The sequence below is a fragment of the Actinoplanes sp. SE50/110 genome (assembly GCF_900119315.1).
Lineage (GTDB): Bacteria > Actinomycetota > Actinomycetes > Mycobacteriales > Micromonosporaceae > Actinoplanes.
In genome coordinates, this window is record NZ_LT827010.1 from 8,793,626 (window position 1) to 8,817,534 (window position 23,909).

General features: G+C 72.5%; 21 protein-coding genes and 1 riboswitch. Of the genes, 10 read left to right on the top strand and 11 right to left on the bottom strand.

Going from position 1 to position 23,909, the window contains the following annotated elements:
- Positions 1-3: 3 nt before the first annotated feature.
- The 3 genes from thrC to ACSP50_RS39420 all read right to left on the bottom strand — a co-directional run bounded on the left by thrC (position 4) and on the right by ACSP50_RS39420 (position 5,217).
- On the bottom strand, positions 4-1,287 hold the full coding sequence (thrC, locus tag ACSP50_RS39410; RefSeq protein ID WP_014694924.1) for a threonine synthase: 1,284 nt from the start codon (positions 1,285-1,287) through the stop codon (positions 4-6).
- Positions 1,288-1,297: 10 nt separating this feature from the next.
- Positions 1,298-1,416, bottom strand: a riboswitch (SAM riboswitch).
- Positions 1,417-1,639: 223 nt separating this feature from the next.
- The gene (locus ACSP50_RS39415; RefSeq protein WP_014694925.1) at positions 1,640-2,515 is read right to left on the bottom strand and encodes an ABC transporter permease; all 876 of its coding nucleotides are present in this window, start codon (positions 2,513-2,515) and stop codon (positions 1,640-1,642) included.
- Entirely contained in the window at positions 2,512-5,217 is a 2,706-nt protein-coding gene (locus ACSP50_RS39420) for an alpha/beta fold hydrolase (protein ID WP_014694926.1), read from the bottom strand. Before ACSP50_RS39420 ends, ACSP50_RS39415 begins: the two co-directional genes overlap by 4 nt.
- Positions 5,218-5,347: 130 nt before the next feature.
- Here ACSP50_RS39420 and ACSP50_RS39425 point away from each other — a divergent pair, with 130 nt between their 5' ends.
- Positions 5,348-7,507: an AAA family ATPase gene (locus tag ACSP50_RS39425; RefSeq protein ID WP_043516383.1), complete on the top strand. Its 2,160-nt coding sequence runs from the start codon at positions 5,348-5,350 to the stop codon at positions 7,505-7,507.
- Between the two features lie 2 nt (positions 7,508-7,509).
- On the opposite strand, the gene ACSP50_RS39430 is transcribed toward ACSP50_RS39425, so the two are convergent.
- The 4 genes from ACSP50_RS39430 to ACSP50_RS39445 all read right to left on the bottom strand — a co-directional run bounded on the left by ACSP50_RS39430 (position 7,510) and on the right by ACSP50_RS39445 (position 10,735).
- Positions 7,510-7,833, bottom strand: coding sequence for a DUF3263 domain-containing protein (locus ACSP50_RS39430; RefSeq protein ID WP_014694928.1), 324 nt, complete (start codon positions 7,831-7,833; stop codon positions 7,510-7,512).
- An 86-nt stretch (positions 7,834-7,919) separates the two neighbouring features.
- Positions 7,920-8,912, bottom strand: a complete 993-nt coding sequence (locus ACSP50_RS39435; RefSeq protein ID WP_014694929.1) for an ABC transporter permease subunit — start codon at positions 8,910-8,912, stop codon at positions 7,920-7,922.
- On the bottom strand, positions 8,909-9,889 hold the full coding sequence (locus ACSP50_RS39440) for an ABC transporter ATP-binding protein (protein WP_014694930.1): 981 nt from the start codon (positions 9,887-9,889) through the stop codon (positions 8,909-8,911). The genes ACSP50_RS39435 and ACSP50_RS39440 overlap by 4 nt, the downstream gene beginning before the upstream one ends.
- 60 nt (positions 9,890-9,949) lie before the next feature.
- Positions 9,950-10,735: a DeoR/GlpR family DNA-binding transcription regulator gene (locus tag ACSP50_RS39445; protein ID WP_014694931.1), complete on the bottom strand. Its 786-nt coding sequence runs from the start codon at positions 10,733-10,735 to the stop codon at positions 9,950-9,952.
- A 178-nt stretch (positions 10,736-10,913) separates the two neighbouring features.
- Here ACSP50_RS39445 and ACSP50_RS39450 point away from each other — a divergent pair, with 178 nt between their 5' ends.
- The 7 genes from ACSP50_RS39450 to ACSP50_RS39480 all read left to right on the top strand — a co-directional run bounded on the left by ACSP50_RS39450 (position 10,914) and on the right by ACSP50_RS39480 (position 17,582).
- On the top strand, positions 10,914-11,846 hold the full coding sequence (locus ACSP50_RS39450) for an SIS domain-containing protein (protein WP_014694932.1): 933 nt from the start codon (positions 10,914-10,916) through the stop codon (positions 11,844-11,846).
- Positions 11,847-11,902: 56 nt separating this feature from the next.
- A complete protein-coding gene (locus ACSP50_RS39455) occupies positions 11,903-12,784 on the top strand; it encodes an ROK family protein (RefSeq protein ID WP_231957087.1) in 882 nt (293 codons plus the stop codon).
- Complete coding sequence (gene nagA, locus ACSP50_RS39460) at positions 12,781-13,878, top strand: N-acetylglucosamine-6-phosphate deacetylase (RefSeq protein ID WP_014694934.1); 1,098 nt, start codon at positions 12,781-12,783, stop codon at positions 13,876-13,878. The genes ACSP50_RS39455 and nagA overlap by 4 nt, the downstream gene beginning before the upstream one ends.
- A gap of 55 nt (positions 13,879-13,933) precedes the next feature.
- The gene (locus ACSP50_RS39465; RefSeq protein ID WP_014694935.1) at positions 13,934-14,656 is read left to right on the top strand and encodes an ABC transporter ATP-binding protein; all 723 of its coding nucleotides are present in this window, start codon (positions 13,934-13,936) and stop codon (positions 14,654-14,656) included.
- Positions 14,653-15,423: an ABC transporter permease subunit gene (locus ACSP50_RS39470; RefSeq protein ID WP_014694936.1), complete on the top strand. Its 771-nt coding sequence runs from the start codon at positions 14,653-14,655 to the stop codon at positions 15,421-15,423. The genes ACSP50_RS39465 and ACSP50_RS39470 overlap by 4 nt, the downstream gene beginning before the upstream one ends.
- A 15-nt stretch (positions 15,424-15,438) precedes the next feature.
- A complete protein-coding gene (locus ACSP50_RS39475) occupies positions 15,439-16,737 on the top strand; it encodes a histidine kinase (RefSeq protein ID WP_014694937.1) in 1,299 nt (432 codons plus the stop codon).
- A gap of 200 nt (positions 16,738-16,937) precedes the next feature.
- A complete protein-coding gene (locus ACSP50_RS39480) occupies positions 16,938-17,582 on the top strand; it encodes a response regulator transcription factor (RefSeq protein ID WP_043516389.1) in 645 nt (214 codons plus the stop codon).
- Here the strand turns inward: ACSP50_RS39480 and ACSP50_RS39485 are convergent.
- Positions 17,579-18,223, bottom strand: coding sequence for an MBL fold metallo-hydrolase (locus ACSP50_RS39485; protein ID WP_014694939.1), 645 nt, complete (start codon positions 18,221-18,223; stop codon positions 17,579-17,581). The genes ACSP50_RS39480 and ACSP50_RS39485 overlap by 4 nt on opposite strands.
- Before the next feature lie 58 nt (positions 18,224-18,281).
- On the opposite strand from ACSP50_RS39485, the gene ACSP50_RS39490 reads away from it, so the two are divergent.
- The gene (locus tag ACSP50_RS39490; RefSeq protein ID WP_014694940.1) at positions 18,282-18,719 is read left to right on the top strand and encodes a MarR family winged helix-turn-helix transcriptional regulator; all 438 of its coding nucleotides are present in this window, start codon (positions 18,282-18,284) and stop codon (positions 18,717-18,719) included.
- 69 nt (positions 18,720-18,788) lie between these two features.
- Here ACSP50_RS39490 and ACSP50_RS42855 read toward each other — a convergent pair whose 3' ends face one another.
- Together ACSP50_RS42855 and ACSP50_RS39495 are read right to left on the bottom strand one after the other, a co-directional pair.
- Entirely contained in the window at positions 18,789-19,502 is a 714-nt protein-coding gene (locus tag ACSP50_RS42855; protein WP_014694941.1) for a phosphatase PAP2 family protein, read from the bottom strand.
- A 9-nt stretch (positions 19,503-19,511) separates the two neighbouring features.
- On the bottom strand, positions 19,512-20,864 hold the full coding sequence (locus tag ACSP50_RS39495; RefSeq protein ID WP_014694942.1) for a serine protease: 1,353 nt from the start codon (positions 20,862-20,864) through the stop codon (positions 19,512-19,514).
- An 89-nt stretch (positions 20,865-20,953) separates the two neighbouring features.
- Between ACSP50_RS39495 and ACSP50_RS39500 the strand changes: the two genes are divergently transcribed.
- Positions 20,954-22,165, top strand: a complete 1,212-nt coding sequence (locus tag ACSP50_RS39500; RefSeq protein WP_014694943.1) for a DUF4032 domain-containing protein — start codon at positions 20,954-20,956, stop codon at positions 22,163-22,165.
- Here the strand turns inward: ACSP50_RS39500 and ACSP50_RS39505 are convergent.
- A complete protein-coding gene (locus ACSP50_RS39505; protein ID WP_172898829.1) occupies positions 22,162-23,850 on the bottom strand; it encodes a TrkA family potassium uptake protein in 1,689 nt (562 codons plus the stop codon). The two genes, ACSP50_RS39500 and ACSP50_RS39505, sit on opposite strands and share 4 nt — an antisense overlap.
- Between the last annotated feature and the right edge of the window lie 59 nt (positions 23,851-23,909).

Consider the following 23,909-nt stretch of genomic DNA (forward strand, 5'->3'; position numbering starts at 1 on the left):
GAGTCATCCCAGCAGGCCGGCCTCGCGAGCACCGCGCAGCGACGGCTTGATCCGGTGGGTCGGGCCGGCCGTGCCGACGATCGCGTCCAGCGTCTTCAGGCCCTCGCCGGTGTTGTAGACGACGGTCTCCCGGGTCGGGTCCAGCCTGCCGCTCTCCACCAGCTTCTTGAGCACCGCGACGGTGGTGCCGCCGGCCGTCTCGGCGAACACGCCGGTGGTGCGGGCCAGCAGGCTGATCCCGGCGCGGATCTCGTCGTCGTCCGCGTAGTCCATCCAGCCACCGGTGCGGCGGACCGCCTCGATCGCGTACGGCCCGGCCGCCGGGTCGCCGATGTTCAGTGACTTGGCGATCCCGGTCGGCTTCACCGGGGTGATCACGTCGGTGTCGCCGTGCAGCGCCACCGCGATCGGGTTGCAGCCCTGAGACTGGGCGCCGAACACCCTCCAGCCGCCCTCCGGCGCCTCGGCGAGTCCGATCTCGACCAGCTCGCTGAACGCCTTGTCCACCTTGGTGAGCAGCTCGCCGGAGGCCATCGGGATGACCACCTGGGCCGGGATCCGCCAGCCGAGCTGCTCGGCCACCTCGTAGCCCAGCGTCTTGGAGCCCTCGGCGTAGAACGGGCGCACGTTCACGTTGACGAACGCGGTGTCCTCGAACTCGTCGGTCTCGACCAGCTCGCTGCACAGCCGGTTCACGTCGTCGTAGGAGCCGTCGATGGCGACCAGGTCACCGCCGTAGATCGCGCTCATCACGACCTTGCCCTGCTCCAGGTCGCCCGGGATGAAGACGATGCTGGGCACGCCGGCCCGGGCCGCGTGGGCGGCGACCGAGTTGGCCAGGTTGCCGGTCGAGGCGCAGGAGAACCGGGTGAAGCCCAGCTCCTTGGCGGCGGTCAGGGCCACCGAGACGACCCGGTCCTTGAACGAGTGGGTCGGGTTCTGCGAGTCGTCCTTGACCCAGAGCGGCGCGGTGATGCCCAGCTCGGCGGCCAGCTGCGGGGCGCTGACCAGCGGAGTCAGGCCGGGGTCGAGGGTCACCCGGGTGGCCGGGTCCTGGCCGGCCGGCAGCAGCGCTGCGTAACGCCAGATGTTCTGCGGACCCGCCTCGATCTCGGCCCGGGTCACCCGCGCGAGAGCCGCCTCGTCGTAGGCCACCTCGAGCGGGCCGAAACACTCGTAACAGGCGTGCTGCGCGGCCAGCGGGTACTGCGCGCCGCAGGCACGGCAGACGAGGCCGCGGGCGGGCGAGGTGGAGATGGCAGCGGGTGCACTGACGGTAGACGTCATCGAGGCGTTCCTCTCATCTTTCCCCGGCGGCGACCTGCCGCGGAGGACGGAATTAGCACCTGCCGCATCACGAAAGCGGTGGTTGCCGGGGCTTCATCGGGCCGTTCCCTCTGCCCCTCTGGATGAGGTATTCAGTTGTTTCCCCGAGCTTACGACGAGATGCACGAATAACCCCAGCGAGTTCCCGAGGTGTGAGCGACCTCCTGATCGGCGCACGGTAAGAAGACCTTTGAAGATCTTCATGGCGTGCGCTGCGGCCGATGACTGACCGCCGCTCCCGCCGCTCCCGGGCACGACGATCTTGGCCGCTGGCGCGGCCAGAACAGATCGCCGCACCCTACGATCCGTGGACCTAGCTGGTTACGTCCTTCCGAGTGAAGCGCAGGAACGCCGTGCCCCAGAAGAGCGTCGCGTAGATGATCGCGGAGATCGCCCCCTTGGCCAGATCCTCGGTCTGCACCGGGGTGGACAGCAGACCCAACCAGGCGTCGCTGTAGTGGGTGGGCAGACCGGTGCGGATCGAGCCGAGGGCGGTGATCTGGTCCAGGATGCTGGACAGGATCCAGAGCAGGACCGCGCCGCCGACCGCGCCCAGCGCCGCGTCGGTCAGCACCGAGAGCAGGAAGGCCAGGCCGGCTACCACCAGCAGGATCACCGCGAGGTAGGCGAGGATGGCGAGCAGCCGCAGCACGCCCTGCCCGGGTGGGATCCGGGCGGCGATGGTGCTGCCCAGCGGATGCCAGCCGTAGCGCAGCGTGCCGACCAGCAGGCCGGTGCCGGCCAGCAGGAACAGCGCGAGGAAGGCGTAGCCGAGCGCGACCACCAGCTTGACCGCGAGCAGCCGGGCCCGCGGCACCGGGATCGCCAGCAGATAGCGCAGGCTGCCCCAGCTCGCCTCGCTGGCCACCGTGTCGCCGGCGAACAGGGCGAAGACCACCACCAGCAGGAAGCCGGCCGAGACCGCCAGGCAGAACAGGGCGAAGTTGAGCCCGCCCGAGGTGGCCAGGTCGACCAGGCTGCTGAACGCACCACCGCCGTTGTCGTCGTCGCCGCGGTTGTCGCTGCCGAACTCGAAGGCGACCAGGATGATCAGCGGTAGCAGCACCATGAAGCCGAGGGCCAGCTGGGTGCGTCGCCGGGACGCCTGCCGGCGGATCTCGGCGACGATCGGCAGGGTGCGCGACGGGCGGTAACCCGCCGCGGCATCCGGACTGACATCGATGCTCATCGGTCTCCACTCCCCCGCGAGTTGTCGCCGACCAGGGCCAGGAACGCGTCCTCCAGGCGGCGGCGCGGCACCACCCGGTCGACGCCGACACCGGCTTTGACCAGCGAGGCGACCAGGTCGGCGCGCGGCGTGCCGTTCATCTCGACGATCAGCCCGGTGGCGCCGTCCGGGGTGACCGAACGCACGCCCAGACCGGAGAGGATCGCGGTGGCGGCCGGCACGTCGGACACCTCGAAAGCGACCGACGGCGACTCGCCGACGATGTCGCCGACCGGGCCGGACGCCACGATCCGCCCCTTGTTCACCACCACCGCGTGGGTGCAGGTCTGCTCCACCTCGGCGAGCAGGTGGCTGGAGACCAGCACGGCCCGCCCGTCGGTGGCGTAGCGTTGCAACACGCGGCGCATCTCGGCGATCTGCGGCGGGTCCAGCCCGTCCGTCGGCTCGTCGAGCACCAGCAGCTCGGGCAGCCCCAGCATCGCCTGCGCGATGGCCAGCCGCTGCCGCATGCCGTGGCTGTAGTTCTTGGTCCGCCGGTGGATCGAGGCACCGAGACCGGCGATCTCCAGCGCCTCCTCGAACCGCGCATCGGCCCATGGCCGACCGGTGGCCTGCCAGTAGGCCCGCAGGTTCTGCTCGCCGGTCAGGTGCGGAAGAAAGCCGGGGCCCTCGACCAGCGCGCCGACCCGGGACAGGACCTGCGCGCCGGGGACCAGGCGGTGCCCGAAGACGTGGATTTCACCGGCGGTCGGCGTGGTCAAGCCCATCAGCACCCGCAGTGTGGTGGTCTTGCCGGCCCCGTTCGGCCCGAGCAGGCCGACCACCTGGCCGCGCTCGACGGTGAAGCCGATCTCCTCGACCGCGACGAAGCCGTCCTTGTACGCCTTGCGCAGCCCGGTCACCACCAGCGGGGTGTCGGCGAGGTCGTCGCGCACGGCAGTCACCCGGCGACGCCGGCGGGCGCGGCGGATCACCGACAGGACAGCCAGGGCGATCAGGATGACCGCGATCAGGGCTGCCAGCGCGTACCACCACAGCGCCGCCGGCGTTGCGATCGGCGTGCCCACCAGGGTGGGCAGCGTCAGCTGCCCGTCGACCGCGACCGTGTAGGTGGCCGGCCCGGGCGGTGAGAGGAACGCCTGGTCCGAGGTGGCGACGACGACCTGCAGCGTGTGCCCGGCCTCCATCCGCCGGACGATCGCCGGCAGGGTGACTGTGACCGGCTGCGCCTGCTCGATGCCGGTCGGCAGCCCGGTGAGCCGGACCGGGGCGACCAGCCCGGCGCTGAGCGTCGGCGCGCCGCTCTGGTCGACGTCGTAGAGCTTGACGAACAGCGTCGCCGACCCGGTCGGCGACGCGGCCCGCAGCCGGATCGTCGGCGCACCGGCCACGTCGACCGCGGCGGTCAGCGGCGCGCTGGCGAAGGTGGCGTGCTGGCCCGGGATGTCGGCGGAGAGGTTGCCGCTGAGCAGCGAGCTGAGCCGGCTGCCCAGCCCCGGCAGGGCGGAGAGCGCGGCCGGGTTGCCGTTCGGCGGGTTGGCGATCGGCTGCGCCGCACCGGTCACCGCGACCCGGGTGCTGCCGGTGCCGGTCGTCCCCGGATACGAGTCGGTGGAGTAGCCGTTGGTGACCAGGTCCCGGTCCATCGCGCTGAAACCGGCCACCCGGGAGAAGGTGAAGTCGTCACCGGGGGCGGCGCCCCGGCCCTTGAGGTAGTGGTCGAGCCACTGGCCGGTCAGGTATTCGACCCGGTCCTGGTCGGACCTGGGCCCGGCACCGCCGTCGTGACCGCCGGTGAACCAGGCCACCCGGACCGGCGTGCCGGTGGCGGCGATCCCCTTCGCGTTGGCGTCCGCCTCGGAGAGCGGGAAGAGCGTGTCGACCGCGCCCTGGATGAGCAGCGTGGGCGCCTTGATCCTGTCGAGCACGGTGGCCGGGCTGGACCGGCGCAGCAGGGCCAGGGCCGCCGCGTCCGGGGTGCCGCTGGTCGCCATCGACAGGTAGGCCGCGCAGACGTCGGCGGCGAACCGGCCGCACGCCGGGTTGTCGCCGCCCGCGCTGGAGCCGAAGAAGACCCCGGCCCAGCCCTTCTTGAACACCCCGGTGGCGTCGGTCGCCGCGGACTGCGGCAGGAAGGCGTGGTCCAGATCGTTCCAGGTGATCGACGGGACGATCGCGTCGACCCGCGGGTCCTGCCCGGCCAGCAGCAGGGCCAGCGCGCCGCCGTAGGAGCCGCCGACCACGCCGACCCGCGGGTCGCCGGGCGCGTCGGTGCGCACCTCGGGGCGGGCGGCCAGCCAGTCGAGCAGCTGCCGGGCGTCCTTGACCTCGTAGTCCGGGCTGTCCAGGTGGATCTCGCCGGTGCTGCGGCCGAAGCCCTGCGCGGTCCAGGTGAGCACCGCGTAGCCGCGGGCGGCCAGCGACTCGGCGTCCGAGCGGACCGAGTCCCTACTGCCGCCGAAGCCGTGCGCCAGCAGCACCGCGGGCACCGTGCCGGACCGGTCGCGGGGCAGCAGGAAGCGGGCGTCGAGCTCGACCTGCTGGTCACCGGCCGGGCCGGTGCGGACCGGGATCCGCAGATCCTGGGCTGTCCAGGCGGCCCGCGCGGGCAGCACGGCCCAGACGGTCGCGGCGGCGAGGAGCACGAGCACCACCGCGGCGGTGACCGCCCGGCGCCGGGTCACCCGGGGTAACGCAGACATGGCGCCCAACCTAGCCCGGCCCGCCTGAGCACGGGCTGTGAAGCGGGACGGCGGCAGATAGCGTGGACCACCTAAGGCTCCCGGCGATCACTCGGAGGCATGCGCGGTGGCTGACGATCTCACCCTGACCATGACGTGGCGGTCACCGGCCGACGAGGGCCGACGCGCCCTGGTCCGGATGCATCCCACCGCGATGAAGGCGCTCGAACTGGAACCGGGCCAGGCGGCGCGGCTGTCCGGGTCGCGCAGCACGGTGGTGCGGGTGATCGCCGACGAGACCACCGGGCAGAAGCAACTGCACGCCGACGACCTCACCTTCGGCAACGCCGGGGTGCCGGACGGCGGGCCGGTCACGGTCACCCCGATCCCGCTGACCGCGGCGAGCCGGGTGATCCTCAGCGGGCCGCCCGGCGTGCACGGCACGATCCCGCCGGAGATGCTGCGCCAGGCGCTGTTCGGCAAGACGGTCAGTCCGGGCGACGACGTGTCGCTGCTGTCCCAGGAGGTCTTCCCGGACCGCAAGCCGCCGGTCAGCCCGTCGACCCGGTCCAGTCTGAGCTCGCGGTTCCCGTGGTGGACCAACCAGCTGCTGACCGTCGAGTCGGTCGACGACGGCGTGCTGGTCACCACGAAGACGGTGGTCGGCTGGCAGGACGGCCCGGCCACCGCCACGGCCCGGGAAGCCGCGCCGGAGACACCGGCCGCCGGCACCCCGGCCGAGGTGCCGCCGCCCAGCCTGGAGGACCTGGTCGGGCTGCGCGCCCAGGCCAAGGAGCTGCAGGAGCTGCTCGACCTCGGCTTCAACCATCGGGAGGTGCTGGCCAAGCTGCACACCCGGGTGGCGCTCGGCATCCTGGTCTCCGGGCCGTCCGGGTCGGGCAAGGGCGGCATGGTCCGGGCGGTGGCCGCCACGGTCGGCGCCGAGGTGCGGCTGATCTGGGCGCCGGAGCTGGCCGCGCTCACCAACGACGCGGCCGCCCGCCGGCTGCGCGAGGCGGCCGCCGCGATCCGCGGCGACAAGCCCGCGGTGCTGCTCGTCTCGGACGTGGAGGCGCTCGCGCCGCGCGACGAGCCGGGCCCGATCGCCACGGTGTTCCGCCAGGTGCTGGCCGAACTGGTGGCCGGCGGCGCGGCGGTGGTCTGCACCACCGGCAGACCCGAGTCGGTCGACCCGGAGCTGCGCGCCCCCGACCTGCTCGCCGTGCAGCTCACCGTGCCGCTGCCGGACGCCGCGATGCGCCGCGAGCAGCTCACCGTGCTGACCCGGGGCATGCCGCTCGCCGCCGACGTGCGCCTCGACGACGTGGCCGGCCGCACCCCCGGGTACGTCGCGGCCGACCTGGGCGCGCTGGTCCGCGAGGCCGGGGTGCGGGCCGCGTTGCGGCAGAAGACGTCCGACGAGCCGAGCGTCACGATGGCCGACTTCGAGGCGGCGCTGGACGTGGTCCGGCCCACCTCGATGGCCGAGTCGACCCTGGAGGTGGCCACCGTCACGCTGGACGACGTGGGCGACATGGCCGAGGTCAAGCAGGTGCTGACCGAGTCGGTGCTGTGGCCGCTGACCTATCCGGACACGTTCGCCCGGCTCGGCGTGACCCCGCCGCGCGGCGTGCTGCTCTACGGCCCGCCCGGGTGCGGCAAGACGTACCTGGTGAAGGCGATCGCCGGGACCGGCAAGGCGAACGTGCTCTCGGTCAAGGGCGCCGAGCTGCTCAGCAAGTGGGTGGGTGACAGCGAGAAAGCGGTCCGCGAGCTGTTCCGCCGGGCCCGGGAGGCCGCGCCGACCCTGGTCTTCCTGGACGAGGTGGACGCCCTGGCCCCGGCCCGCGGCCAGGGCTCGGACGGCGGGGTCACCGACCGCGTGGTGGCCGCCCTGCTCACCGAGCTGGACGGGGTGGAGGACCTGCGCAACGTGGTGGTGATCGGGGCGACCAACCGGCCCGACCTGATCGACCCGGCGCTGCTGCGCCCCGGGCGGCTGGAGCGCCTGGTCTACGTGCCGCCGCCGGACGGGCCGGCGCGGGCCGCGATCCTGCGGGCCTCCGCCAAGTCGGTGCCGCTGGACGAGTCGGTCGACCTGACCGCCCTCGGCGAGGAGCTGACGGGTTTCTCGGCGGCCGACTGCTCGGCGCTGATCCGGGAGGCGGCGCTGGCCGCGATGCGCGGGTCGCTGGAGGCGTCCACCGTCACCGCCGCGAACGTGAGCACCGCGCGCGAACGGGTGCGGGCCTCGCTCGACGCCGCCCAGGTCGCCTGGCTGGAGTCGTACGCCGAAAAGCGGAACGCCTGAGGCTAGCGGCGGCGGGTGCGGGCCCGGGTCGATCGCAGCCGCCGCAGGCGGCCGATCAGCACCGGGTCGCGTTCCAGCGCGGCCGGGTTGTCCAGCAGACCATTGAGGAGCTGGTAATACCGGGTCGAGGAGAGGTCGAAGGTGTCCCGGATGGCCTGCTCCTTGGCGCCGGCGTGTTTCCACCACTTGGCCTCGAACGCGAGGATCTGCTCCTCACGCTCGCTGAGAGCCGGTTGCTCGGCGACTTCCGGCTGCCCGGACGGCTCGGCGGTGCGGGGCGCGGGGATGTGCTGCTGATCACCGGTGGGTTCGGCGGCGGGCTGCATGGCACTCCCTCACGGCACGGATGGATGGATGGTTCGCGCGGGGATCATCAGCATAGTGGCGGCCGACGATCCCCGCGTACGCTACCTCAGGTGATGTCGCGCTTACGCATCGTCCACATTGCGGCACCCACAATGATGATGGCCACCGCGGCGAACAGCCCGCCCGCCATCTGCCAGGTGACCGTGTAGCTGGGCGGCTCACACCCGCCGGCCAGCACGCACGGCGCGTTGTCGTCGACCACTTTGTACGACTGGTTCATCCACGCGGAGATCCACGTCGGCAGCAGATAGAGCTCGTAGAACCGCGCCTTGGCCAGTGACAGCACGATCGCCAGGCCGTACTGCAGCACCACCAGCGTGCCGATCGCCGCGCCCAGCGCCGCCGCGGTGTGCCGGCCGATCGACGCCGCGCCGAAGCCGAGCGCGCCGGCCACCACCACCAGCCCGAGACCGCGCAGGCCCATCAGCCCGAACGACTGCCAGACGCCCGGGGTCATCCGCGCGGTGATGCCGCGCTGGGTCGCGATCAGCCAGCAGATCCCGGTCCAGGCCGCGCCGGTCACCACGGTCAGGCCGGTCAGCCAGACCAGCAGGGCGGCCAGCTTGGTGGACAGCACCCGGAGCCGCTGCGGCCGCCAGAGCAGCAGGTTCATCATCCCGCCGCTGTTCCACTCGGCGCCGACGAAGGACGCCCCGACGACGAACGCGACCAGCGCCATCAGCGCCGCGAAGGTGATCACCATGTTCGGGAACTGCTCGTGGAAGTCGAACGTCGACGGCATGTAGTACTCCGCCTTGTAGTCCTCCCGTTGCGGCTCACCGAGGTTGTCGCAGTTCCCGCCGAACTGCGAAGGATCCTGCTGGCAGTGCTTCTTGTCCTCGGCGAACTGCTGCACCGCCTGCCGGTACCCGGTCTCCGCCTCGGCCTGCGCGGCCGCCACCGTGGCCGGGGTGGCCTTCTGGTTGGTCGCCGCCACACCGGCCGCCACCAGGACCAGCACCAGCAGCCCGAGGGCCACGAAAAGCCTGGTGAACCGCCGCTTGGTCAGCCGGCGCCGCTCCGCCCGGAACAGGCTCACTGACCCCACCCACCCTGCGTCGCCGTGACCTGATCGACCTGCCGGTTCGCCCCGTCGACCGGCGCGGTGCCGGTCAGTTCCAGGAACACGTCCTCCAGCCCGGCCTCGATCGGGCTGAGCTCGGACACGTAGATCTGCTTTTCGGCCAGCAACTTGGTGATCTGAGCCGGGTTGCCGGCGTTCCCGACCACCAGGTGGTCGCGTTCCACGGTGAGCGCCGCGCCGGCCGCCCGGAGGATCGCCGCGGCGCCCGCCAGGTCGACACCCGGCTCCAGGCGCACCCGCACGCCGGTCGAGGAGTGCTTCGCGAGCACCTCGCCGACCGATCCGGTGGCGACCCGGCGCCCGGCCGAGATGATCGTCACCGAGTCGCAGATCAGCTGGATCTCCCCCAGGATGTGGCTGGACAGCAGCACGGTCATCCCGGAATCGGACAGGTCGCGCATCAGCGTGCGCATCTCCCGGATGCCGCCCGGGTCGAGGCCGTTCGCCGGCTCGTCCAGGATCAGCAGTTTGGGCTCCTTGAGCAGGGCGGACGCCACCGCGAGCCGCTGCTTCATGCCGAGTGAGTAGGTTTTCACCCGCTCCCGGGCCCGGTCCCGCAGGCCGACCAGCTCCAGCACCGCCGGCACCCGCGCCTGCGCCACCCCGCCCGCGTCGGCGAGCAGCGACAGCGTGGTCTCCGCGGTGAAGTTGCCGAAGAACTGGGGGCTCTCCACGATCGCCCCGACCGAACCGGCGACCTGCGGCAGGTGTCGGGGGACCTCCTGGCCGAGGATCGCCATCCGGCCGTCATTGGGCTTGATCAGGCCGAGCAGCGTACGCAACGTGGTGGTCTTGCCCGATCCGTTCGGGCCGAGGAAGCCGTGCACCTGGCCGGCCTCCACCACCATGTCGAAGCCGTCCAGCGCCTTCCGGACACCCTTGCGACTGCGATAGGTCTTGCGCAGTCCTGATATCTCGAGTACGGCGGTCATCGCCGCACCCTAAAGGATCGACGCTCGTTCTCCCGTCTCAATCGTCGGGACACCCACGGATCAGGCGACGATCACGTCCACGCCGGCGTCCCGGAAGGCGGCGACCGTCGCGGACGACGCGCCCGAGTCCGTGACCAGCGTCTCGATCTGGGTGATCGGGCAGATCCGGGCGAACGCGTGGCTGCCCAGCTTCGACGAGTCGGCGATCACCACGACCCGCTTGGCCCGGGCCACCATCAGGCTGTTCATCGCCGCCTCGCCCTCGTGGTGGGAGGCCGCGCCGAGTTCCACGTCCAGGGCGTCGACCCCGAGCAGCGCGATGTCCAGGGTGACCTCCTTGAGCAGCGCCCCGCCGAGCGGGCCGACCACCTCGAAGGACTGCGGGCGGACCACCCCGCCGGCCACCACGATCTTCATCCGGGAGCGGACCAGCAGCTCGTTGGCGATGTTCAGGGCGTTGGTCACGACGGTCAGCTGGGAGCCCTCGCCGCCGGCGTTCAGGTCGGGGCGCACCGCCAGTGCCCGGGCCACCTCGGTGATCGTGGTGCCGCCGTTGAGGCCGACCACGGTGCCCGGGGTGACCAGGCGGGCCGCGGCCTCGCCGATCCGCTGCTTCTCGGCCGAGTGCTTGGCGCTCTTGTAGCGCAGCGGCAGGTCATAGGAGACCCCGTTGGCGACCGCGCCACCCCGGGTCCGGGTGATCATCTGCTGCTGGGCCAGCTGATCGAAGTCACGCCGGATCGTCGCCTGCGAGACGTCCAGCCGCTCAGCGGCCTCCTCGACGGACACCCGGCCGCTGTCCGTGAGGAGCTCCAGCAGGGCATTCCAGCGCGCGTACCGGTCCACCCGTCACTCCCCGATGCACGATCCATGATAAGTGTGTGCACATTAGTGCGCGAAAGGCCGAGAAGCAAAGAGTCCAAGTGCGCGGTACTTGCCCCCGCGCCAGCGCCATGAGCACAATAACGCGCGAAATACCCGGCTACCGAGCGCGAATGCGCAGCACAATCGGTGAGGATGAGCCATGACGCACGTTAAGGCGGAGATCGCCAGCCAACCGGACTGCTGGCGGCAGGCCGCCAAGCTGGCCGACGCACCCGGACTGCCGGCCCGCGGCGAGCGGGTCGCCGTGGTCGGCTGCGGCACCTCCTGGTTCATGGCCAAGTCGTACGCGGTGCTGCGGGAACAGGCCGGGCACGGCGAGACCGACGCCTTCCAGGCCTCCGACTTCCCGTACGGGCGGCGCTACGACCGGCTCATCGCGATCACCCGTTCCGGCACCACCACCGAGACCCTCGAGGTGATGCGCGCGGTCGGCGAGAGCACGCCGGTCACCGTGCTCACCGCCGACCCGGCCCAGCCCGCCGTCGACATCGCCGGCAACGCCGTGGTGCTGGACTTCGCCGACGAGAAGTCGGTCGTGCAGACCCGCTTCGCCACCAGCGTGCTGGCCCTGCTCCGGGCCCACCTGGGCCACGACATCGACGCCGCCGCGATGGACGCGGAGGTGGCCGTGCGCCTGCCGCTGCCGGTCCACCCGGCGCTCACCGACCAGATCACCTTCCTCGGTCGGGGCTGGACCGTGGGCCTGGCCGAGGAGGCCGCGCTCAAGTGCCGGGAGACCGCCGGCTTCTGGACCGAGTCCTACCCGGCCATGGACTACCGGCACGGCCCGATCTCGATCGCCGGCCCGCGCCGCGTGGTGTGGGCCTTCGGCGACGTCCCGCCCGGCCTGGCCGACGAGGTCGAGGCCCGCGGCGCCGCCTTCGTGCACAGCCGCCACCACGGCGGATACGCGTCGCTGGGCCGCTGGGTCGGCGGGCGCGCCCCGCTCGACCCGATGGCCGACCTGGTCCTCGCCCAGCGGGTGGCCGTGCTGCTGGCCACCACCCAGGGCCTCGACCCGGACAACCCGAGCGGCCTGACCCGGTCCATCGTGCTGCCCGACTCGCTGTGACCCGCTTCGCCGTGCCGGACAGTGTCGTCATCGCCCTCGACGTCGGGGGCACCGGGATGAAGTGCGCGCTGGTCCGCCCGGGCGGGGTGGTGCACCACGAGGAACGGCACCCGACCCTGGCCGGCCGGGGGCCGCAAGCGGTCACCGAGGACATCCTGGGCGTCGCCGAGGGGCTGGCCGGCAAGGCCCGCGCCGATGGGCTCACCCCGATCGCGGCCGGCATCGCGGTGCCCGGGGTGGTCGACGAGACCACCGGGGTCGCGGTCTGGTCGGCGAACATCGGGTTCCGTGACGTACCGCTGAAAGATCTTGCCGAGCGGCGCCTCGGGCTGCCCGCGGCCCTCGGTCACGACGTGCGTGTCGGTGCCCTCGCCGAGGCCCGCCTGGGCGCCGGGCGCGGACGCCGGCACGTGCTGTTCGTCGCGATCGGCACCGGCATCGCCGGCGGCCTGGTGGTGAACGGCACCGGCTACTCCGGCGCGCACGGGGCGGCCGGCGAGATCGGGCACGTGACGGTCCGCCCCGGCGGCGTCCCGTGCGGCTGCGGCCTGCGCGGCTGCCTGGAGGCGGAGGCGTCGGCCCGGGCCGTCGGCCGCCGCTACGCCGAACTGTCCGGGCAGGCCGGGGCCACCGCCTTCGACGTGGCCACCCGGGCCGCGGCCGGCGAGGAACTGGCCGGCCGGGTGTGGCAGGACGCCGTCGAGGCGCTCGCCGACGGGCTGCTCGCGGCGCAGGCGCTCTACGACGTGAGCGTGGTGGTGCTCGGCGGCGGCCTGGCCGAGGCGCGCGACGACCTGCTGGTGCCGGTCCGCGAAGCGTTCGCCCGGCGGGTCACCTTCCACCGCACCCCCGAGATCGTCCGGGCCGAGCTCGGCGACACCGCCGGCTGCCTGGGCGCCGCCCTGCTCGCCCTCGACTCCCTGGGGACCCCGCAATGACCCGCATCTCCGGCCGGATCGTCACCCCCGGCGGCGTCGTCACCGGGCACCTCGACATCGAGGACGCCACGATCGCCGCGATCGTCGCCGACGACACCGCCGGCGACGACGTGATCGTGCCCGGCTTCATCGACCTGCACTGCCACGGCGGGGGCGGGCACACGTTCACCACCGGCGACCCGGCGGCGGCCCGCGCGGCGGCCGCGTTCCACCTCGGGCACGGCACCACGACCATGCTGGCCAGCCTGGTCAGCTCGCCGTTCGAGCTGATGCGGGAGGCGACACTCGCCTACCGGCCGCTGGTCGACGACGGGGTGATCGCCGGGATCCACTTCGAGGGCCCGTACCTGTCGTCGGCGCGGTGCGGGGCGCAGAACCCGGCGTTCCTGCGCGACCCGGTCCTGGCCGAGATCGAAGAACTGGTCACCATCGGTGCGGGCGGCGTACGGATGATGACCGTGGCCCCCGAGCTGGACGGAGCGCTCGCGGCGATCGCGTGTCTGCGCGAAGCCGGCGTGCTCGCGGCGATCGGGCACACCGACGCGTCGTACGAACAGACCCTGGCCGGTGTGGCGGCGGGTGCCTCCGTGGCCACCCACCTGTTCAACGGGATGCGGCCGGTGCACCACCGTGAGCCCGGGCCGGTGGTGGGGCTGCTCAGCTCCACCGCGACGGTGGAGCTCATCGGGGACGGCATCCATCTGCACCCGGGGATGCTGGCGTTCGCCGCGACCAGCGCGCCGGGCCGGTCCATTCTGGTCACCGACGCGATGGCGGCGACCGGGATGCCGGACGGGGAATACGACCTCGGCGGGCAGGCGGTCGTGGTGGCCGACCGGGTGGCGCGACTGGCCCGGGACGGGGCGATCGCGGGGAGCACGCTGACCATGGACGTGGCGGTGCGCAACGCGGTGGCCGCCGGGTTGCCGCTGGAGACCGCGGTGGCGATGTCGTCGACCACCCCGGCTCGGCTGCTGGGGCTCGCGGATCGGGGGGCGCTGGCCGTCGGCCTGCGCGCCGACGTCGTGGTGCTGGACGCCGATCTCGCGCCGCGACGGGTGCTGCGGGCCGGGGTGGGGGTTTTCCCCCAGTAGAAGACGGAGGTCAGCCGGGTGCTCTCCGGGGCCTCGGCTGAATAGCGTTGCCAGGGTGATCGAGGCACGCGAACTCACCAGACGATATGGACGGACGGTCGCCGTCGACGCCCTCAGCTTCGACGTGCGGCCCGGCGCCGTCACCGGCTTCCTCGGCCCGAACGGGTCGGGCAAGTCCACCACGATGCGGATGATCCTCGGGCTGGACCGGCCCGATGCCGGCCAGGCCACCATCGGCGGGCGGCGCTATCGCGAGCTGCGCTGGCCGCTGCGCGAGGTCGGCGCGATGCTGGAGGCCAAGGCGTTCCACCCGGGCCGCACCGCCCGCGGGCACCTGGCCGCACTGGCCGCGAGCAACGCCGTGCCCCGGTCCCGGGTCGACGAGGTGCTCGACATGGTCGGCCTGACCGGTGCGGCCGGGCGACGGGCCGGGAAGTTCTCGCTCGGCATGGGCCAGCGGCTGGGCGTCGCCGCCGCGCTGCTCGGCGACCCGGGCGTGCTGTTGCTCGACGAGCCGGTCAACGGTCTCGATCCGGAGGGTGTCCGCTGGATCCGCACCCTGCTGCGCTCGCTGGCCGCGCAGGGCCGCACGGTGTTCGTCTCCAGCCACCTGATCAGCGAGATGGCGCTGACCGCCGAGCGGCTCGTGGTGATCGGCCGGGGCCGCCTGCTCGCCGACACCACGGTCGCCGCGATGTCCGCCGAGGCCGCCTCCCTGGAGGACGCGTTCTTCCAGCTCACCAGCGGATCCGTCGAGTATCGGGGAGCAACGTCGTGACCACGCGCGGATACGGGCCGGTCCAGGCCGCCCGCATGGAATGGATCAAACTGCGCACCCTGCGCTCGACCTGGTGGACCCTCGCCGTCACGATCGCCGCCACCGTCGGGATCGGACTGGCGGTGGGCCACAACACCCGCGACGGCTCCGGCGACGTGGTCAACAACGCGCTCGCCGGCGTCGTCCCCGGCCTGCTGCTCACCGGCGTGCTCGGGGTGCTCACCGCGACCGGGGAGTACTCCTCGGGCACCATCCGGGCCACGCTGGCCGCCGTCCCGCGGCGCCCGCTGATGCTGGCCGCCAAAGCCGCGGTGTTCGGGGCGGTCACGCTGCTCACCGGGGAGATCGCGGCGTTCCTCGCCTATGTCGCGGTGCGGGCCACCCTGCGCGCCGGCGTCCCGGCGCCCACACTCGGCGATCCGGGCGTGCTGCGCGCCGTGGTGCTGTCCGGGGCCGCCTTCAGCCTGATCGGGCTGCTCGGCCTGGGCCTGGGCGCGATCGTCCGGCACAGCCCGGCCGCGATCGGGGTGCTGGTCGCCGGAGTGTACGTGGTGGCCCAGTTCCTCGGGATCATGGCGCACGCGGTCGCGGCGTACATGCCGCTGCTGATCCTGGAGAACTCACTGAGCACCACCCGGCCGGTGAACTGCGGCGGCGAGGCGTGCCCGCACTTCCTGTCGGCGTGGGCCGGGATCGGGATGATGTCGCTGTACGCCGCGGTCGCGCTGACCATCGGCGGATGGCTGCTGGCCCGGCGCGACGCGTAAGGGAAGGATGGCGGCATGGACCCGTCCCCGACGACGTCGCACCGGCGCCCGGGCCGCGAGCTGATGTTCTGCCTGTCCGGGCTGCCGTTCGCGCTGATCAGCCCGCCGGTGCTGTTCGTGGCCCTCGTCGATCTGCTCTGGTGGGTCGTCGACGACGGTCGGCGCAACCCGTCGCCGGCCGAGATCGTGGCCGCGGCGGTCAGCCTGGCGGTCCTGATCGGGCTGGTGGTGCGGACCGGGGCGGCGGCCCGGCTGGGCGGGCTGCACCGGCGGCTCGCGGCCCGCTGGCTCGGGGTGCGGGTCGCGACCCCGCCAGACGGTGCGAGCGGCTGGCGGGTCATCGCCTACCAGATGATCAAGCTGCCGGTCGCGCTGCTCCAGGGCTATGCCGTGTTCTTCTGGGTGGGCGGGCTGGTCAACCTGGGATATCCACTGTGGTGGGGCGCGTTCCGCAACCACGCGCCGGGGGTGCACCTCAGCCCGCTGCCGGTGTACACGCCGTTCGGTCTGTTCGGGCAGGGCACGTTCCGGGTCGCGACCCTGCCCGGCACGTTCGCCGCGGCCGCGGCCGGCGCCGCGATGCTGCTGGCCGCGCCCTGGGTCACCCGGGCCGCGGTCACCGCCGACGCGCACCTGATCGGCCGCCTGCTCGGGCCGGGGCGGCTCGCCCAGCGGGTCCACGACCTGGAGGTGAGCCGGGCGCTGGCGGTCGACGACGCGGCCGCGCTGCTCCGCCGGGTCGAACGCGACCTGCACGACGGCGCCCAGATCCGGCTGGCCACCCTCGCCATGAACCTCGGCATGGCCCGGGAGAAGCTCGGCGCCACCGGCCCGGTGCCCGACCCGCAAGCCGCCCGCGAGCTGCTCGACGCCGCGCTCCGCGGCACCCGGGAAGCCCTGGCCGACCTGCGCGGCCTGATCCGCGGCATCCACCCGCCGGTGCTCGACAACGGGCTGGCCGACGCGCTCGCCTCGCTCGCCGCGGACCGCGCCATGCCGATCGACCTGAACGTCGACATCCCGGTCCGGCCCACCCCGGCCATCGAGTCGATCGCGTATTTCTGCGCCGCCGAACTCCTCGCCAACGCCGCCAAGCACAGCAGCGCCAACCGGCTCGCCGTCCGGGCCGCCGGCCGGCGCGACGTGCTGCGCCTCAGCGTCGCCGACGACGGCCGGGGCGGCGCCGACCCGGCCCGCGGCACCGGCCTGACCGGCCTCGCGCAGCGGGTCGCCGTGGTCGACGGCCGGCTCACCATCGCCAGCCCGCCCGGCGGCCCCACGGAGGTCACCGTCGAACTCCCCCTGCACGCATGACCGGCCACCGGACCCCACCCGCCCTGGGCGCCGACGCCAGCCGCGCCGCACCCGCCCTGGACGCCGACGACCGCCGTCCCACACCCGCCCTGGACGCCGACGACCGCCGTCCCACACCCACCCTGGGCGGTGATAGCCGCCATGCCGCGCCGGCCGTGGGGGCGGGCGACCGTGACCTCAGCCCGGGGGCCGGCGGGAGCGTGCGGGTGGTGATCGCTGAGGATGCGGTGCTGTTCCGGGCCGGGCTCACCCGGCTGATCGAGGATCACGGGCATCGGGTGTGTGCGGCCGTGGGCGACGGTGACGCGCTGCTCGACGCGGTGACCGAGCACCGGCCCGACATCGTGGTGGCCGACATCCGGATGCCGCCGACGTACACCGACGAGGGGTTGCGCGCCGCCCTCGAGATCCGCCGCCGGCATCCGGAGGTCGGGGTGCTGGTGCTGTCGCAGTACATCGAGACCCGGTACACCGCCCGGCTGCTGGAGGGCAACGCGACGGGCGCCGGCTACCTGCTGAAGGAACGGGTGGCCGACGTCGCCGAGTTCGTCGGCACGCTGGTCCGGGTGGCCACCGGTGGCACCGCGCTCGATCCGGAGGTCGTCGGCCAGTTGCTGCGGGCCACCCGCCGGGCCGACGGGCTGGCCGCGCTGACGCCGCGCGAGCGTGACGTGCTGGCGCTGATGGCGGAGGGCCGCTCCAACGCGGGCATCGCCGACGCCCTCACGGTCTCCGGCGGCACCGTGGAGAAGCACGTGGCCGCCATCTTCGACAAGCTGGCCCTCCCCCCGGCCGACGCGGACAACCGCCGCGTCCTCGCCGTCCTGCGCTACCTGGGCACCTAGCCCAACGGCAGGGCGGCACCCGGCGCCAGGTGGACGAAGGGCACTCCGGTGGGGGCCGGGCTCCGGTCGCCCAGGAAGTTGCCGATCATGGCCTGGCCGAGCGGGTTGAGGGCGCCGTCGTGGACGCCCACGGCCCGGGCGGGCTTGATCTCACGGACCCAGTCGATCAGGTCGGCGACCCGGGACCACGGCCCGTGCATCGGCAGCAGCAGCGTGGTGACCGGGACGTCGGGCACGGTCAGGGCGTCACCGGGATGGAAGACGGCGTCGTCGATCAGGAAGCCGATGTTGGGCACGCGGGGGATGTCCGGGTGCAGCTCGGCGTGCCACTCGCCGTAGGCGCGGATCTCGAAGCCGTTGGCCTGGAAAGCGTCGCCCTCGCCGACCACGTGGACCCGCGCCGGGTCGCCGTCGAAGGCTTCGGCGACCGCGGTGTTGGTCCAGAGCCGCAGGGCCGGGTTGGCGGCCAGCGCGGCGGACAGCTTCTCGGCGCTGAAGTGGTCGAAGTGCTCGTGCGTGACCAGCACCGCGTCAGCGCCGGCGAAGGCGTCCTCCGGGGTCAGGGCGCCGGGGTCGATCACCAGGCGACGGTTGTCGTGCTCCAGGACCACACAGGCGTGGCCGAATTTGGTCAGTTCCATGTCGAACTCCCTCCGTTTTGTACAACACTGTTGTACAACACTGTTGTACATTAGCACCATGCCTACCGAGCCGAATCTCGCCGACATCGCCGAACAGTTGCGCCAGTCGATCGGGCGGCTGGTGCGCACCACCCGCGCGCACGCCGACTCGCTGCCGCGGACACACGCGGAGACCATGGGCTATCTGAGCCGGGAGGGGCCGCACACCATCGGCGAGCTGGCCGCGCGCCGCCGGGTGACGCATCAGAGCATGAGCCGGACCGTGGCGGAACTCGACCGGCTCGGCTACGTCAGTCGCGCGCCGAACCCGGCCGACGCCCGCGGGTTCGTGATCACCCTGACCGAGACCGGCGCGGCCGTGCTCGACACCGACCGGGCGGCCCGTCGCGACTGGGTGGCGGCCGCCATCGCCAGCCGGCTCACCCCGGAGGAGCAGCGACTGCTCGCCAGGATCCCGGCCCTGCTGGACCGCCTCGCCGACGGTGCAGGCACCTGACCCGCCCGCGATCCCACAAGGACGCGTCGGAGACGGCGCGACGTGGAGAAGGAGGGACGAGGGGCGGGGCTAGCCGCGTACGGCCGAATCCCGGAAAGCGGGCCGCGACCAGCCGCCCGCTGCGGGCAGCGGGATGTCGTCCCAGGGAATTCTCTCGATCAGGCGCGCCAGGACGAGGCCCAGCAGCAGGCCGGCGAGCGAGTCGGTGAGCCAGTGGAAACCGGTGTAGACCGTGGTCACGAACACCGCGGCAACCGGCAGCACCCGGATCGCAAACGACTCCCGCCGGGTCAGCCTCCGGCGGAGCAGCTCGGCGATCAGGATGGCGAAGACGGCGTACCAGACCAGCGAGTTGCCCACGTGCCCGGACGGGAAGCTGCGCGCATCCTGGCCGCTGGCGACCGGGTTGAACATCTCGGTCTTGAACGGGCCGGGATAGCTCGGTGCAGCCCGGTCGAAATACAGCTTCATCGGACCGATCGTCACATATGTCACGACGTAGGCGGCGATGAACGGGAGCAGTGCCCGCACCGACCGGGTCCGATGGGCCAGGAGGCCGGTGAGGATCAGGGCGACCGGGGTGAGCACCTTGCCGCCCTGGCCCAGGTAGTTGAAGACGCGGGCGGTCCAGTACGGCACCGCGGGCTGGTGGTCGAACGCCCAGTCGGCCACCCGCTGATCGAGGGTGAGCAGGTGGCCGGTGATCAGCGCCCCGGTCAGGGCCGCGAACGCCGCGAGCAGCAGCAGGTCGGGCCACCAGGACAGGATGCGGCGTCGGATCATCTGTTGAAGTTAAAGGTACGCCCGCAACTTCGCGGCCAGCAGGTCGCCACGGACGCCCGAGTTGGGGCAGCCGCCGAAGTGGTGCAGCGCCACCACCCGGTTGGTCTTGCGGGACAGCACCGGGGAGCCGGACGAGCCGCCCGCGGTGTCGCACAGGTACGAGACGTCGGAATGCGCGACGTACCCCGTGTAGTCGGCGTCCTCGACGGCGCAGTTGCCGGCCTTGTCACCTTTCGCCCCGGCGATCCGGGTGGGTTCGCCGGCCGGGTGCTGCGGCACGTACAACTCTGTGCCCTTGGCCGGGCGGGCCGGATCGAGGGTGAGATAGCCGAACTGCTGGATGGTCTCGAAGGCGTCGACGCTGAACAGCGTGTAGTCGAGCACGTGGTCGGTGGAGAAGACCCGGTCGCCCCAGACCTTGGTCGGTTTGAACACGTCGTACCCACCGCACTTGGCGCACTGGTAGTTGAACCAGACCTCGGTGTCGTAGGCCTCTTCGGAGGTGGTCAGGCAGTGGTTGTTGGTGAGCATCCGGTTCTTCGGCCCGACCCGCCAGCCGGTGCACAACTCGGTGCCGTTGATCAGCAGCCGGGCGATCGCCTTCGACTTGACGTAGGCGACCGGGTCGGCCGACTGGTAGCAGACCGCGTCGGCGGAGGTGTCCGGGCCGCAGATGGATTCCTCGCGCCCGGTCCGGCCCGGGCGCACGGTGGTCTCCTCGGGGACACGGGCCTGCTCGGTACGACTGAACCCGCGCGCCGCGCGGTCGACGGTCACGCCGAGGCCGTCGAGGGCGGACCGCAGTCCGAGCGGGTCGAGCGCCCGGTGCACCTGGACCACCGCGGTGTCCCCGGTGATCGACATGGCCCACCGGCCGGTGCTGCCGGGCTGGTAGCGGTACGACTCGGTCCCGGCCGGGTTCGACACGGTCACATAGTCGCCGGGCAGCATGGCCATCCGGGCGAAGTGCAGCTTGACGTAGGACGCACCGGGATAGCGGAACGTCTCCCGGGGCGGGCCGGCCAGATAGCCGAGGAGTCTGCCGACGCTGAGCAGCTCGCCGACCTGCTGCCGGCCCGGCTCGTCCGGGACCTGTGCGGACTCGACGATCGGCGCGTGGCGGAGGTCATCCGGCGCCTTGACGACCGGCGCTTCATCGACCTTCTTCGCCGCGCGTGACGTCGGTGACGGCACGGCACGCAGCGTCGCCTCGGCGGCCACCCGCACCTTCGGCACCCCGGGCGCCGAGTGCCACACCCGGGCCGGATGGTCGTCGCCGCGCGTCGCCGTCACCGCGCCGGCCACCCCGGCCAGCACGAGGGCCGCGCACGCTCCGACGACGAACACTGTCTTGCGTCGCATGCCACTCCCGGTGCTCGAAGGCGGTTTCGCACCTGTGTAACGAGCCACGTACGAGCACGACGCGGAGAGCGAACGGGCACACTTGACCGGTGCGCATCACCTCCGCCCTCATCGACCCCGCGCTGCTGGACCTGCCGTGGCACGTGCCGCTGGAGGACTGGCCGGCCGACCATCTGGTCGCGCTGCCGCAGGGCATCTCCCGGCACGTCGTCCGCTTCGTCAAGCTGAACGGCGTCGTCTACGCGATGAAGGAGACCCGGGAGCGGATCGCCGAGAAGGAGTACGACCTGCTGCGCGCCCTGGAACGGATCGACTTCCCGGCCGTGCAGGCGATCGCGATCGCCACCGACCGGCAGACGCCGGAGGGCGAGCCGCTGGAGACCGTGCTGGTCACCCGGCACCTGCAGTTCTCTCTGCCGTACCGCGCGCTGTTCTCCCGGGTGCTGCGCCCGGAGACGATGAACCGGCTGCTCGACGCGCTGGCCGCGCTGATCGTCCGGATGCACCTGACCGGCTTCTCCTGGGGCGACTGCTCGCTGTCCAACACGCTGTTCCGCCGCGACGCGGGCGCCTTCGCCGCGTATCTGGTCGACGCCGAGACCGGCAACCTGTACCCCCGGCTCTCCGAGGGCCAGCGCAGCGAGGACATCGAGATCCTGCGCCTCAACATCTTCGGCGAGTGTCTCGACCTGCAGGCCGCCGAGCTGCTGCACGAGTCGATCGACCCGGAGACGGTGGTCGACGACATCGTGGCCCGTTACGAGCGGCTGTGGCACGAGGTGACCTATGAGCAGGAGGTCGCGAAGGACGCCCGGCACCACATCGAGCGGCGCATCCGGCGGCTCAACGAGATGGGCTTCGACGTCGCCGAGGTGTCCATGTCCACCGTGGACGGCGGATACCGGGTGCGGCCGAAGGTGGTGGACGCGGGCTACCACACCCGCCGGCTGATGCGCCTGACCGGTCTGGACGCCGAGGAGAACCAGGCCCGGCAGTTGCTCAACGACCTCGACGCGTACCGCGCGGAGAGCGCGCTGACCGACGAACAGCAGGCCGCGCACCGCTGGCTGACCGAGGTCTTCGAGCCGGTGGTCCGTGCGGTCCCGGCCACCATGCGTCGCAAGCTGGAGCCGCAGGAGATCTTCTCCCAGATCATCCAGCACAAGTGGTTGCTCTCCGAGCGGGCCGGCCGGGACGTGGGGATGGGCCCGGCGGTGCAGTCGTATCTGACCGAGGTTCTCGTCAACAAGCCCGACGAGCAGGCGGTTCTCGGCGTCGAGGCGGAGGAGCTGGTCTCCTAGCGGGCCAGCGCGCGCAGGGCTCTCTGGCGGGCGACGACCAGGATCCGGTCCCCGGTGACGAGCAGGCGGCGGGGGTCGGGGCGCCAGTCGATCCAGCCCTGGCCGGCCGAGGACATGCCGATCACCCGGGTCTGGCCGGGCTTGTCGACGGCCGTCAGCAGGGCGCCGTCCAGGTCCGAGCCCTCGCGGACGGTGACCGTGCCGACGACCAGCACCTGGCGGTCGACCGGGATGCTGACGCTGACGTTGTGCTCCAGCAGTGCGGCGGCGAAGACCGGGGCGCACAGACGGGACACGCTGCGGGACGTGTTGATGTCGAAGGCGGCACCGATGCGCTGGGCGAAGTCGTCGTCGAACAGGCGCAGCACGACCCGCAGGTCGTCGCGGATGGCCCGGGCGTGCAGGGCGGCCTGAAGGTTCACCGAGTCGTTGGTGGACAGGACGACCAGGGCGCGGCAGGTCTCGATGGAGACCGATCGCAGGGTCTCCTCGCGGGCGGCGTCGCCGATGATGACCGGGAGGCCGCGGCGCTGGGCGGACTTCACGCCCCGGGCGTCGGCATGCCGGTCGATGGCCACCACCCGGACGCCGAGCGCGTGCAGCTGCCGCAGCACCTGGGTGCCGACGTTGCCGAGGCCGACCAGCACGACGTGGTCGCGCAGTTCGCCGGTGAGGCGGCCCTGGGCGAGGGCCAGGCGGGCGTTCACCATGCCGTCGACCACGGCGGCGGTGACCAGCGGGAGCAGGGCCAGGCCGCCGATGGTCAGGACCAGCTGGGCGGCCTGGGCGACCGGGTTGCGTTTGTCCTGCACGTCGGAGGCGCCGACCGCGGTCATCAGGGTGACGTAGATCGACTGCCACAGGTTGTGCCGGGTGCCGTCCCAGATGTTCAGCACGGCACCGGCCAGCATCGTGGTGCCCAGCGTGATCAGGACGGCGATGCCGAGCTTGCGGTTGAGGGCGGCGCGGAGCGCGCGGCCCAGGCCGCCCAGCGGACGGCGGCTACGGCCGGCCCGGGCCAGCACCCGGCGGGTCACGTCGTCGCCGGCGGGCAACCCGACCGCCTGAGCCAGCACCAGATCGTCCGGGCCCGCCGCACCGGGCGCCGGCTCGGCCGGCAGGAGGACACCGGAGCGCAGGGTGAGCACCACGTTGCGGGCCGGCACATCGGCGCGCTGGGCGACGTAGAGGGTCCGGTCGCCGTAGCTGAAGTGGGTCGGCGCGACCTCGCCGAGCGCCGCCGCCACGAAGGCCGGGGCGGCCATCTCCGCGTCGGAGAGCACCTCGCTGTCCGGGAAGATCCGGGCCAGGCTGCCGGCCAGCCCGGTGGTGAACATCCGGGCCACCACCCGCAGCCGGGGCTCGACCTCGCGGGCGCACAGGGCGGCGTGCAGATTGACCATGTCGTCCGGCATGACCAGAGCGAGCGCGGTCGCCCCGGCCAGGCCGGCGTCCTCGAACGCCTGCTCGTCCAGCCGGTCGGCGTGGCGCAGCTCGACGCCCACCTTCTTGAGGATCTTCAGGTCGGGGACGTCGGACCGGATGTGGTGCGGAGTGATCACCGTCAGCCTGATCCGATGGCGGGAATTCGCCAATTCCTCGGCGAGTGTCCAGACCAGCGCATCGGCGCCGCAGACGACCAGGTGGGGCAGGTTTTCGGCGTCGGGGTGGATCTCCGTACTCACGTTCACGAATCGTAGTCAGCCGTTACCGGCCCGTGGGGACGCCCGTTGCCCCACTCGAC

Bases quoted from the DNA above. Each gene is read 5' to 3' on its own strand.
- ACSP50_RS39425 (WP_043516383.1), top strand. From the start codon at position 5,348: ATGACGTGGCGGTCACCGGCCGACGAGGGCCGACGCGCCCTGGTCCGG.
- ACSP50_RS39475 (WP_014694937.1), top strand. From the start codon at position 15,439: ATGGACCCGTCCCCGACGACGTCGCACCGGCGCCCGGGCCGCGAGCTG.
- ACSP50_RS39450 (WP_014694932.1), top strand. From the start codon at position 10,914: ATGACGCACGTTAAGGCGGAGATCGCCAGCCAACCGGACTGCTGGCGG.
- ACSP50_RS39415 (WP_014694925.1), bottom strand. From the start codon at position 2,515: ATGAGCATCGATGTCAGTCCGGATGCCGCGGCGGGTTACCGCCCGTCG.
- thrC (WP_014694924.1), bottom strand. From the start codon at position 1,287: ATGACGTCTACCGTCAGTGCACCCGCTGCCATCTCCACCTCGCCCGCC.
- ACSP50_RS39490 (WP_014694940.1), top strand. From the start codon at position 18,282: ATGCCTACCGAGCCGAATCTCGCCGACATCGCCGAACAGTTGCGCCAG.
- nagA (WP_014694934.1), top strand. From the start codon at position 12,781: ATGACCCGCATCTCCGGCCGGATCGTCACCCCCGGCGGCGTCGTCACC.
- ACSP50_RS39485 (WP_014694939.1), bottom strand. From the start codon at position 18,223: ATGGAACTGACCAAATTCGGCCACGCCTGTGTGGTCCTGGAGCACGAC.
- ACSP50_RS39420 (WP_014694926.1), bottom strand. From the start codon at position 5,217: ATGTCTGCGTTACCCCGGGTGACCCGGCGCCGGGCGGTCACCGCCGCG.
- ACSP50_RS42855 (WP_014694941.1), bottom strand. From the start codon at position 19,502: ATGATCCGACGCCGCATCCTGTCCTGGTGGCCCGACCTGCTGCTGCTC.
- ACSP50_RS39440 (WP_014694930.1), bottom strand. From the start codon at position 9,889: ATGACCGCCGTACTCGAGATATCAGGACTGCGCAAGACCTATCGCAGT.
- ACSP50_RS39430 (WP_014694928.1), bottom strand. From the start codon at position 7,833: ATGCAGCCCGCCGCCGAACCCACCGGTGATCAGCAGCACATCCCCGCG.
- ACSP50_RS39495 (WP_014694942.1), bottom strand. From the start codon at position 20,864: ATGCGACGCAAGACAGTGTTCGTCGTCGGAGCGTGCGCGGCCCTCGTG.
- ACSP50_RS39455 (WP_231957087.1), top strand. From the start codon at position 11,903: ATGAAGTGCGCGCTGGTCCGCCCGGGCGGGGTGGTGCACCACGAGGAA.